This window comes from Mariniflexile litorale (assembly GCF_031128465.2).
In the GTDB taxonomy this organism is placed as follows: Bacteria; Bacteroidota; Bacteroidia; order Flavobacteriales; family Flavobacteriaceae; genus Mariniflexile; species Mariniflexile litorale.
Genome location: NZ_CP155618.1, coordinates 1,065,869 through 1,077,838, shown reverse-complemented (window position 1 = coordinate 1,077,838; position 11,970 = coordinate 1,065,869). Strand labels below are relative to the sequence as shown.

The following is an 11,970-nucleotide window of genomic DNA, read 5'->3' as shown; positions in this document are numbered from 1 at the left end:
GTTTTTTTATAGCGGTTAATTAAGAAATTTTTTAGCAGCAAGTTGGTTCTGTAAGGTCTTGATCTAAAAACTGAAACATAACTTCTTTCATTTTAGTCCAATTTTCAGTGTTTATACAGTAACAAACACTGGTGCCTTCTACATTACCTTTAATGAGACCTAAGGTTTTTAATTCTTTGAGATGCTGAGAAATGGTAGGTTGGGCTAGCCCGATTTCATTTACTAAGTCGCCGCAAACACAGGTGTTAAGTTTAAACAAGTGTTGTAAAATAGCCACTCTAGCAGGGTGTCCGAATGCTTTTGCAAACAATGCAATTTCGTTTTGTAAATCGGTAAATATTTCAGTTTTAGCTAATCCCATATTCATTAATTGTTATATTGCAATATTACGATTAATATGCGAGATGTAAAATTATTTTACAGATTATTTTTCTGAAATTTACTGTTGTTGTTGTTGCTGCTGAATGTGTTCTAGATTACGTTGGTAGCTGTTATTTGTGCTAGAACCAGTAAAGGTATTTGGGGGTGGAATGGAAGTTTCTGTGTTTTTTGAAGTGCTAATTTCTACTTTAACAAACAAATTTGATGCTACTATTCCTTTAAAAACACCTTTTACAGGAGAACAATCTGTATAGTTTCTACCAACTGCCAAGCGAACATGGTTTTCGTTTGCGATGGCATTATTTGTTGGGTCTATACCCAACCAACCGTAAAATGGAATGTATGCTTCAATCCACGCATGGGTAGCACCTTGACCTCTTGATATATCATCAGTAGGACAAATATAGCCACTAACGTACCGTGCAGGAATACCGCACATTCTAACCATTTGTAGTAAAATAGTGGTAAAATCTTGACAGACACCAGCTTTTAAATTCCAAACATCATCTAAAGTTGAGTTTACGTTTGTTATCCCTTTTAGGTAGTTGAAATGCGTATAGACATATTGGCAAAGTTCTAAAACGGCTTTGAAGGGCGTTGTTTCGGTAAGTTTTTTTGATTGTATTAAGTTTAAAACGTCATTAGAACCACTAAATGCTGTTGGCTTTAAAAAATCAATGACATCAGCATCATATTTTCTTAATTTTAGATCTTCCCATTGTTTTGAAACAACTGTGATATCCTCTGGAAATAATCGGCTTGTTGTAATTATTTCAACTTCAGATATAATAGATAATTCATCGTGAGGTTCGGTAATTAAAAAGGTACCTATTTTATTGTTGTAAAAATCAATGTGTGTTTCAATAAGCGGATTATTTGTTACCGATATAAAATGGGATACTACTTTTTGATAATCATCGTTTATTGGGTGTAACCTAATTAGATTTGCACCGTCTACTACTGTATTGCTATAACTGTATTTTGTAATATGTTTTATAAAGAATGTTGCCATAATAAGTTTTAAAATCAATTAACATTAGACAAGTAAACCGAATTAATATTGATGGAGATGTTTCTTATATCTTCTTTAATACCATCAATGTACATATTTAGTCCTTGTTCGGTAATGCTTTCTATGGTTGTATATTTAATTGAGCTTTCCAGCTTGCCTAATAAAAACTCTAAATTGTTTTTTTCAAGTTCGTTTGCTTCTATGAGTTGATTAATATGTCGGCTTAATTTGTTTACACAGTAATATACTGATCGGGGAAATAATTTATCCTGAAAAACCATCCTAACAATGTGTTCTTCGTTAAATGTCGATTTATGTGTTTTTAGGTATAATTGGTATCCGCCAATTGAAAGCAATAAGTTTTTCCAATAGAAGCTTTTTTCTAAGCTATCTGAGGTGTTTCCAATTTCCATGAGTTTTAAGGCTGTAAAATCTGATATTTGGATTACACGTTCTAAAAACTTGCCTACATTCATGAAATAGTAGGAAGGACCTCGTTCTTGTGTGATGTCAGAAGTTCCATAATAAATTAAATGGTGTTTTCTTAAATCTTCTAAAAATTGGATAGGATCTTCTTCTCTAAGTCTTCTTGGTAAATCTTTATCGGTAAGATATAGATAGTAGTTATTGATGCACAACCAAAGCTCTCTAGATATATGCTCTTGTACGCTTCTGGCATTTTCTCTAGCCTTTGTAACAATATTTAAAATAGAGTTTGAATTACCTATATTAAATATCATAAAATGGATACATTCTATAGCATCTTCTGTATAAAAATCGTTTTCTGAGGTCGTAAAGTTTTTAATAATTGGAGTCCATGAAAATAGTTCGGGAGAGTCTTGATTCGCATAAAAGTTTACCTTGAGTAAACTTAAAATGCCATTGCCCCGTTCCATATATCGATCTAACCAAATAAGGTTGTTTGCTACTCTACTTAACATATTCTCATATTTTAGAATTATTATTGCAATACCCAAGTGTCTTTACTACCACCTCCTTGGGAGCTATTAACCACCAAAGAACCTTTTTTAAGAGCGACTCTTGTAAGGCCTCCAGGGCAAATATCGATACCATCTTTACCTGCGAGAGCAAATGGGCGTAAATCGATACAGCGAGGTGATAACTGCCCATTAATATAGCAAGGTGCTGTTGATAAACGCAAGATTGGTTGTGCTATAAAATTTTCGGGTTTTTTCTTGACATTGTCTAAATAACCTTTTATTTCGGTATCTGAAGCTTCATGTCCCATGAGCATCCCATATCCACCACTACCATCGGTTTTTTTTATTACCATTTCTCTAATGTTTTTGGTAACATATTCAAGTTCGTTTGCTCGTCCTAATTGATAGGTCTCTATGTTTTTTAAAATTGGTTTTTCATCTAAATAATATTTAATCATATCGGGCACGTAAATGTAAATAGCTTTGTCATCTGCAATGCCAGTTCCAGGAGCGTTTACAATATTTACATGGCCTTTTCTGTAAGCAGCCATGATGCCAGCAACCCCTAAAGCACTTTGCGCGTTAAATTCTAAAGGATCTAAATAATCATCGTCAACACGTCTATAAATAATATCTACTTGTTTCAACCCATTGGTGGTTTTCATATAAACAAAATGATTTTTTACTACCAAATCAGTGCCTTCAACCAGTTCAATACCCATTAATCGAGCTAGGGTTGTGTGTTCGTAATAAGCAGAATTATAGATACCTGGGGTTAATAAGACAATATTAGGGTTAGTAAGCTCTGAAAGTTCTTTTAGCTTTTTATAAAGCAAATTTGGGTAGTTTGAAACCGACCTCACGTGGGTTTTTGGCAAAATACCTGGAAACAAACGTTTGGAAATTTCTCTATTTTCTAGCATGTAACTAACGCCAGAAGGAGTTCTTAAGTTGTCTTCTAGTACATAAAATTCACCATCGTTATTTCTTATTAAATCCACTCCAGAAATATGCACATACACATCGTATGGTACTTTAATGCCTTTCATTTCGCGTAAAAAACTTGGACATGAGTAAATTAAATCAGCAGGTATAATGCCGTCTTTAATAATAAATTGTTCATTATAAATATCTTTTATAAATAAATTTAATGCTTTAAGACGTTGCTTAATACCTCTTTCAATTTTATCCCATTCTTGTACAGTAATAATTCTAGGAACAATATCAAAAGGAAATATTTTTTCAATACCTTCATTGTCGTTGTAAACCGTGAATGTGACCCCCTGACTCATAAATAACTGTTTGGAAAGGTCTTCTTTTTTTGTTAGTTTTTCAGAAGATGTATTTTTCAAATATTCAATAAAGCCTTCGTATTGAGCTCTAAATTGTTTTTTGTCACAGTACATTTCATCCCAAGTATTCGGTAGTTTTTCGTAAGACGAGAAAAGTGCATTTTTATTCATAATATTAGAGTGTAGACAATCAAATATAATGTTTTACTGAAAAATATTTAACAATTTTACTATTTATATGATAAAAATTCAGTGTTTATCATAATTTAATAAAAATAATGTTAAATTTTAACAAGTAACGTGTTTTGTGCTGCTTAAATTGAATTCTCAGTAAATTTTATAAAAGAAAATAGGTGTTTAAATTCTAAATTATATGTACTTATACTACAACTTAAAATTATATTTAAATAAAAATTTATTCTACTAGGCAACCATTCTTGTAAAATTGGCGTCTTTATAAATAGAAGGCTAAATGAAATCATTTTTGAAAGTTATACAACTCCATAAAAACGAATCGGCACTTATTAAAAGTGCTGTTAAGAATAATCGTGAAGCACAACATGTGTTATATGAGTTACATGCACCAAAAATGTTAAGTGTTTGTAGGTATTATATTAAAGATATTCAGCATGCAGAAGAAGCCATGCTTAACGGGTTTTTTAAAGTATTTTCAAATTTAAGTAGTTATAGGGCAGAAGGGAGTTTTGAAGGATGGATTCGGCGTATTATGGTAAGAGAATCTATTTCGTTTTTAAGACAAAAAAAGCAAGTGGAGTTTCCTGTTGAAGAAGTCGATTTTAAAAATAATTATAGCGATCATATCAATACAGATATTGAAGTTGCCCAATTGCAACAATTGATTGACGCACTGCCTGAAGGTTATAAAATGGTATTTGTTATGTATGCCATTGAAGGCTATAAACATCATGAAATTGCAGGTATGCTAGGTATTACAGAAGGCACATCAAAATCCCAATTGTTTAAAGCACGTAAAATGCTTCAAGAACGATTACAAGAATTGGATAAAAAAACAAGTTATGGAATCAAATAAATTTGACAATAGTATAAAAAATAAATTAGAGGGTAGAAGTTTACAGCCATCAAACGATGCGTGGACAAAACTTTCGGAACGTTTAGAAAAGGGAGACAATAAGCAAAGCAAAAAAGCAGTTTGGTGGGTTGGAATTGCCGCCAGTATTGTAGGTGTTTTATTTGTTGCATTTCAATTTTTTAATACGGAAGAAGTGAAGCCAGTAATTGTTAGTACACCTACTGTTATAGATCAAAAGGAAAACACACAAGTGGCTGTAGAAGAAGTTGATAAACTAAAAAATGTTTTAAGAGAAGAAAAACCAATTGAGGAAACAGAAAAACAGCCATTGAAAGATAATCCCACCATCCAAGCAAATAACAATTCTGTTGTAGTAACAAAAGTGCTAGTGGTTCCAAAAGAAAAAAGTAGTATAGTAACACCAACAATCGTGTTACAAGAAAAATTAACCTTTGAAGAACGAAAAATACAGGATGTTGTAGCAACTGTACAAGGTTTGAAAGACAAAAATTTAGAAGTTACTGATGCTGTTATAGATGATTTATTACAAAAAGCTCAAAAGGAAATTCGATTAAATAAAATGTATAATACTAACACAGGAATTGTTGATGCGAATATACTGCTTCAGGAAGTGGAAGCCGATTTGGATCAATCGTTTAGAAGTAAAGTATTTGAAGCCATACAAGCGAGTTATAACTCTGTAAAAACAGCCGTAGCACAACGCAATGATTAATAGTTTCGTTATTACGAGGAGGCACGACGACGTAATTTGTTAGTTTATAACTAGGTTATGAGATTGCTTCGACTTAAAAAAATAACACCATCACAAACATAGAAATTTCATCAATAAATCAATCAATTATAAACACCCATTAGGGTCAAAAAAACGAACAGTTATGCAAACAATTACAAAGTATTTAGTACAGGTAATACTATGCCTAAGTGTGCAAGTCATGAATGCACAAGACACACTTCAAAAAGGAAATAATAAAGACAAAATAGCCAATTTGAGAACTACTAAAGAACACATTCAAAATGAAGAACGTGAGTTTTTAAAAGTAGAGGTCGAAGCTATTAATAAACGATTGTCAAGTGGAGTGATAACAAGTGCCGAAGCTGAAATTTTAAAAAAAGAAGCAGCCCAAAAACGTGCCTTAAATATTGAAAATCGAATCGATATCATTGATAATAAAATTGCACTTTTAGAACGTAATGAAGATGGTTACCAAACCAGCGAGGAAAAACCATCGCCTAATATTTTTAGAATTGGGGGAGGTGAAGGAGGAGAAGATAAGTTTGTTTTTTTTGGTAAAGAAGAAGATGATAAACCAAAGAAAAGAAAGTATGATTTACGAACGGCTAGCGACTTTGTATTGGCCTTTGGTTTAAACAATGCTATTATTGAAGGTGGAAAACTAGACGATTCACCTTATAAATTTGGAGGTTCTCGTTTTTTTGAAATAGGGTGGGCTTGGAAAACGCGTGTTTTTAAAGAATCAAACTTTATGCGTTTAAAATACGGGTATTCTTTTCAATTTAATGGTTTAAAACCAACCGATAACCAATACTTTGTTCAGCAAGGAGAGCAAACTCTGTTAGAGGAATTTCCTGAAAATTTAAAAAAATCAAAATTAGCTATTACCAATTTAGTGTTTCCTGTGCATTTTGAATTTGGGCCTTCCAAAAAAATAGAGAAGGATGATTATTTTAGATATTCAACCGATAATCAATTTAAAATTGGTATTGGTGGTTATGGCGGATTTAACATAGGCACACGCCAAAAATTAAAATACGAAATAGATGGTAATCGTAAAAAAGACAAGGAAAAACAAAGCTTTAATACCAGTAACCTTGTTTATGGTTTGAGTAGTTATATTGCTTTTGATCAGGTGGCGCTTTACGTTAAATACGATTTATCCCCCATTTTTAAAGATCAAACCATCAAACAAAATAATATTTCCGTTGGTTTGAGGTTTGATATGGATTAGTCAAACGAAAAGCTAGAGGCTGTCTGAACCACGCTTTTATTTACCTTGTTAGGTTAAGCTTGTTGAAACCGATTTTTATTATCACTCGGTTAGAATATTTCGACAAGCTCAATTTGACATGTAATAACCCTGTTAGCAAAGTAAGTTTATAAATAGTATTAAGCTGATGTTTTATTAATAAAATTTTAATTATCAATTAGTTACTGTAATATTGCGAGATTTTATTTAATTTTAACAGCTTCAAGGTTCAAATAAGGCTTAGGGTATTAGGATAATTATTTGTTACTAAAATTCAGCATTGTTAATAGGCATATCACTTAGGTTAATATCTATATTAAATATGTTAGTTGTAACTTGATTTGGATGAGATTATAATTATCTTACTTACTATAACCATAATATAACCATGCTATAACTATACAGTATCTACGAAGTATCTATGGGTGAACTATGGTTTTGACCCGTCATAAAAGTACTATATATTACTAACAGTTTTAAATGTTTTCTACCTCGCTTATTATTTTGAAATAAACTTTTATAGAACCTTATTCATTAAACCATTAAGTTTAATAGCAGTCCAAGAGTAAATTAAAGCATACATGAAAATAATATCAATACTTTCCGTTTTACTAATTGTAATGAGTTGCAGTAAAAAAGAGAATTCAATTGAAACTAGTTCAAAAACATTATGGTATCAACCAGAAGGATTTATAACCATAAATGGAAACTCAGTAGCTAATTTAGAAAGCGGCGATCGGTTTGGAAGAGATCATGATAAAATAGGAGATGTTAATGGCGATGGAATTATCGATTTTGTTGTGGGTGCACGTTCCGATGATGATGGGGCAATAGATGCTGGCGCTGTGTATGTTTTATTTATGAATACTAATGGAACGGTGCAATCGAGCCAGAAGATATCCATGCTTGAAGGTGGTTTTACTGAGGTTTTAAATGCAGGAAACTTTTTTGGTTATGGTGTAGCAGGTATTGGAGACTATGATGGTGATGGCATTCCAGACATTGCTGTAGCATCCCCAGTACCACCCAATAACGCTTTGTATATTATTCATTTAAATGCAAATGGTACGGTTAAAGATTATGTTAAAAATAACAACATTATCGCGAATGGATTATCAGCTATTGGAGACTTAAATGGAGATGGTAGAATAGATTTGGTAGCGTGCGTTCCAGGGTCTAACGATGGGGGAAGTAGTCGAGGTGCTATTGATATCCTATTTTTAAACAGTGCTTCCGAAGTTATATATGCCAATAAAGTGACTATCAGTTCTACCCAAGGTGGTTTTGGAACTGGGCTTGAAGATGGCGACCAATTTGGAGGGAGAGAAGTTGCTATGCTAGGCGATTTGGATAACGATGGTACTAAAGAATTAGCAGTTGGTGCCTTTATGTCTGATGGTGGTAGAGGAGCTGTATGGATCCTTTCTTTAGATAAGCTAAATTACAATGTGGTGTCTAAAGTTAAATTGGCTGAAGGCTTAAATGGTTTTACAGATGAACTAGTTGCAGATGCCAACCCTAATGGAACGGCTGGTGCTAATTTTGGGCATGCTATGTGTGCAGCCGGCGATATGGATGGGGATGGCATTCCCGATTTAATTACAGGAGCCAATCAACAATATGAAGGTTGGGGGTATGTACTTTATTTAAATGCTAATAAAACAATTAAGGGCTTTAGTAGAATTAATAATACCGATGGTGGTTTTGGGCTAAATTTGGAATCAGAAGAACGTTTTTCTCGTTCTATTTCTTTTGGAGGTGATTTAAAAGACGATGGATCTATAGCTGTAAACTTTGGAGGAGGAGCTGGAGGTACAGGCACCTTGTATACGTTGTTTTTTAGGCCTCAATAAGCAGCGTGTAGTAAATTGTTGAACGAGTCCTATTTTCGTTAACGTTTATTTTGGAAAGTTGCGTGTTAGTGATCGAGGGTTTTCCGAAGGAAAAACAGAAGTTGGTAAACAAGTAAGCGACTTAGTATTAGCTAAAAATAGCCGCTTTTATATAAGGCTTTATTGTCATTTCGTTATTTTTTTGAGTTCAGATTATTAGGTTTAATTTTGCTTTCCAGTAATTCGACGTTTGAGTAAATTCAGGCAGCTTTTTATTCTTCTAAATAATCTTTTAACTCTTCTTTTAATTTGTGGTACGATTTTAATTTTTGAGTTAATATATCTTTTTTGGAGTAAGCTTTTCCTATTGAAATGGGAGAATCAAAATTGTTAGATATTATTTCTATAGAAATTTTATCTCCTTCCTCTAATTTATTTCTAAACCAATCAGCATGTTGATGAGTGTCCGAATTTAATCCGCTAACTAAAATATTTAATTTTTCTGAACTGTCCTTTTCTCTTCTTATAGAATCTAAAATACAGGTAACTATGGAGTTTTCATTTTCAAATCCAGCTCGACATATTTCTTTACCATTTATAGAAATTTGAAATCCAAATACTTTTTTCATTTGTTTTATGGTTTTGAGTGCGTTGTGCAATGAATGCTAATACAAAGATAAAGTTCCGTTTTATGAACTTTATCAGTTCAGTTGTCAAACGAAGTTAGTTCTTTTTTCCCACAAATTCAAACTTCCTAAAAATGTAAATTTCAATAATCAATAGTTTATAATTACCTTTACATTTTAATTATAATCTCCTCTTTAATTGATATCACCAGCATCCATAGATTTAGTTTTTGAAACCGCCCGTGTAGAGGAGGTTATTGGCGATTTTGTGCAACTCAAAAAATCGGGTAGTAACTTCAAAGGTTTGAGTCCGTTTAGCGAGGAGCGTTCGCCTAGTTTTATGGTATCGCCCGTAAAGCAAATATGGAAAGACTTTTCAACAGGAAAAGGAGGTACGGCGGTATCGTTTTTAATGGAACATGAGCATTTTACTTATCCTGAAGCCATAAAATACTTGGCTAAAAAGTATAATATTGAAATAGAAGAAACCGAACAAAGTAACGAGCAAAAAGAAAAAGCGAGCGAACGGGAAAGCTTGTATTTGGTAAGTGAATTTGCAAACACCTATTTTCAAAAGATACTGCATAAAACAGATCAAGGGAAATCGATAGGTTTAAGTTATTTTAAAGAACGTGGCTTTACTGATGAAACTATTAAGAAATTCGATTTGGGTTACTCGCTTGACGAATGGCAGGCCTTTACAGACGAAGCTTTAAAACAAGGCTATAACATCGATTATTTAGAAAAAACTGGACTTACTATTGTAAAAGAAGATAAACGTTTCGATAGGTTTAAAGGACGCGTTATGTTTCCTATAAAAAGTATGAGCGGGCGTGTTTTGGGGTACGGAGGACGTATTTTAACCAGCGATAAAAAAGCGGCTAAATATGTAAATTCACCCGAAAGTGATATTTACCATAAAAGTAATGTGTTGTATGGAATTTATCATGCTAAACAAAGTATCGCCAAAGAAGATAACTGCTTTTTGGTTGAAGGCTATACTGATGTGATTCAGTTTCATCAAACAGGTATTACAAATGTGGTATCTTCGTCAGGCACCGCTTTAACATCCGAACAAATTCGCTTAATAAACAGACTTACAAAAAATATTACGGTGCTTTTTGATGGTGATGCTGCAGGTATGCGAGCATCCTTAAGAGGGATTGATTTAATTCTGGAACAAGGTATGAATGTAAAAGTTTGTACATTTCCCGAAGGTGAAGACCCCGACAGTTTTGCCAGACAGAATACTTTGGAAGAATTGGCTGCTTATTTATCTCAAAACTCTAAAGATTTTATTCAATTTAAAGCTTCTGTTTTATTTGAAGAGTCTAAAAATGATCCTATAAAAAAAGCAGATACCGTAAGAGATATTGTTAATAGTATTTCAAAAATTCCAGACCATATTAAAAAAGAAATCTATATTCAGGAATGTGCCAGAATTATGGATATTAGTGAGGAAGTATTGTTTAGTACGCTGGCGCAGATTAATAAAAAGGACTCTCAGGAAGAGAATAAACAATTTAAAGCCGAACAAAAAGCATTTCAAGTTATTAAGCATGAACAGCCAGTTGAAAAAGTAAATGTTCAGTATATCTTAGAACGAAAAATAATTGAAGTGTTGTTACTTTATGGAAACAGAACTGAAGATTTTGAAGATTTGGTGTTGAAAGAAAATGATAAAAACGAATTGGTTTTAGAACCAGTTATCCATCAAGTTAAAGTGTTCGAAAAAGTGTTTTTAGACCTTCAAGATGATGAGATGGAATTTTCCAATCCGCAATTTAAAACCTTGTATCACACCATTATGGATACCTTAAACCAAAATCCAGAGTTTGAGCTAAAAAACTTTATAAATTCTGTAGATGCCGAAATGGGTAATGAAATCACTCATATTTTAATGGAAGATGAGCGGTATGCATTAGATAATTGGCAACGTATGAACATCTTTCCCAAAGAAAAAACACATAGTGTGGCCCAATTGGTAAGTGAAACTATATTAAGCCTTCGTTGTTTTTTAATAGACCAAAAGGTGAAAGAATTTCAACAGGAAACCTTACAAAACAAAATAGACACGAATAGAAATATACTTGAAGAAGTAAAAGACTATTCGGGTCTAAAAATGTTGTTGTCTAGAAAACTTAATCGTGTATTATAGCAACGATTCGTTAAGCTTTGCTTGATTAACTAAATCTACCAGATTAGTAACTTTTAATTTACGCATTAAACGTGCTTTGTAAGTACTAACTGTTTTCTCGTTTATATCAAGTTCTTTAGAAATTTCTTTGTTTTTTCTACCAATAGTTAAAAGTTTTAAAACTTCTGCTTCTCTGGTTGATAGTTTTTTGTAGAATGATCCGCCTTTGTTAACTCTGTTTCCAAATGCTAATTGCTGCGTTAAATCGTTACTTAAATAAATACCACCATCGTTAACTTTTAAAATAGCCTCGTTAATTGTTATAACGTTAACTGATTTATGTATATAACCATGAGCACCAGCTTTTATGGCATTTACGGCATATACTTCTTCAGGTTGTGCGCTAAAGATAATAGTTTTAACGTCTGGATAGTCTTTTTTTAAATAACGTAAAACGGTCAAACCGTTCAGTTTAGGAAGATCTGCTTCGGTTAAAATAATGTCTACAGGATTTTTTTTGATGTATTCTAAAATGGCATCGCCATTGTCAACACTAGCAACAATTTTAATGTTAGAAGATGCTGAAAAAAGAACCTCAAGCCCTTTCCTTGTAATAGGGTGGTTGTCTGCTATTAATAATTTTATCATAATTGTAAAAGCTTTTTTTATTATAATTAAGTTAGAAAGATATT

Annotated in this window: 11 protein-coding genes; 5 read left to right on the top strand and 6 right to left on the bottom strand. The window is 32.6% G+C overall.

The window, feature by feature from the left end:
* Nucleotides 1-31: 31 nt before the first annotated feature.
* The 4 genes from QLS71_RS04370 to QLS71_RS04355 all read right to left on the bottom strand — a co-directional run bounded on the left by QLS71_RS04370 (nt 32) and on the right by QLS71_RS04355 (nt 3,797).
* Nucleotides 32-361, bottom strand: coding sequence for a metalloregulator ArsR/SmtB family transcription factor (locus QLS71_RS04370; protein WP_308990697.1), 330 nt, complete (start codon nt 359-361; stop codon nt 32-34).
* A 78-nt stretch (nt 362-439) separates the two neighbouring features.
* Nucleotides 440-1,393, bottom strand: a complete 954-nt coding sequence (locus QLS71_RS04365; RefSeq protein WP_308990696.1) for a transglutaminase family protein — start codon at nt 1,391-1,393, stop codon at nt 440-442.
* A gap of 14 nt (nt 1,394-1,407) precedes the next feature.
* On the bottom strand, nt 1,408-2,334 hold the full coding sequence (locus QLS71_RS04360; protein WP_308990695.1) for an alpha-E domain-containing protein: 927 nt from the start codon (nt 2,332-2,334) through the stop codon (nt 1,408-1,410).
* Nucleotides 2,335-2,354: 20 nt separating this feature from the next.
* Nucleotides 2,355-3,797, bottom strand: a complete 1,443-nt coding sequence (locus QLS71_RS04355) for a circularly permuted type 2 ATP-grasp protein (protein ID WP_308990694.1) — start codon at nt 3,795-3,797, stop codon at nt 2,355-2,357.
* Between the two features lie 301 nt (nt 3,798-4,098).
* Here QLS71_RS04355 and QLS71_RS04350 point away from each other — a divergent pair, with 301 nt between their 5' ends.
* From QLS71_RS04350 to QLS71_RS04335, 4 genes are all read left to right on the top strand, one after another.
* On the top strand, nt 4,099-4,677 hold the full coding sequence (locus QLS71_RS04350) for an RNA polymerase sigma factor (RefSeq protein WP_308990693.1): 579 nt from the start codon (nt 4,099-4,101) through the stop codon (nt 4,675-4,677).
* Complete coding sequence (locus QLS71_RS04345) at nt 4,664-5,410, top strand: hypothetical protein (protein ID WP_308990692.1); 747 nt, start codon at nt 4,664-4,666, stop codon at nt 5,408-5,410. Before QLS71_RS04350 ends, QLS71_RS04345 begins: the two co-directional genes overlap by 14 nt.
* 163 nt (nt 5,411-5,573) lie before the next feature.
* On the top strand, nt 5,574-6,665 hold the full coding sequence (locus QLS71_RS04340; RefSeq protein WP_308990691.1) for a hypothetical protein: 1,092 nt from the start codon (nt 5,574-5,576) through the stop codon (nt 6,663-6,665).
* Nucleotides 6,666-7,264: 599 nt separating this feature from the next.
* On the top strand, nt 7,265-8,536 hold the full coding sequence (locus QLS71_RS04335; protein ID WP_308990690.1) for an FG-GAP-like repeat-containing protein: 1,272 nt from the start codon (nt 7,265-7,267) through the stop codon (nt 8,534-8,536).
* A gap of 251 nt (nt 8,537-8,787) precedes the next feature.
* Here QLS71_RS04335 and QLS71_RS04330 read toward each other — a convergent pair whose 3' ends face one another.
* Entirely contained in the window at nt 8,788-9,144 is a 357-nt protein-coding gene (locus tag QLS71_RS04330) for a hypothetical protein (protein WP_308990689.1), read from the bottom strand.
* Nucleotides 9,145-9,340: 196 nt separating this feature from the next.
* Here QLS71_RS04330 and dnaG point away from each other — a divergent pair, with 196 nt between their 5' ends.
* A complete protein-coding gene (dnaG, locus tag QLS71_RS04325) occupies nt 9,341-11,299 on the top strand; it encodes a DNA primase (protein WP_308990688.1) in 1,959 nt (652 codons plus the stop codon).
* On the opposite strand, the gene QLS71_RS04320 is transcribed toward dnaG, so the two are convergent.
* Complete coding sequence (locus QLS71_RS04320) at nt 11,294-11,926, bottom strand: response regulator transcription factor (protein ID WP_308990687.1); 633 nt, start codon at nt 11,924-11,926, stop codon at nt 11,294-11,296. The genes dnaG and QLS71_RS04320 overlap by 6 nt on opposite strands.
* Nucleotides 11,927-11,970 lie beyond the last annotated feature (44 nt).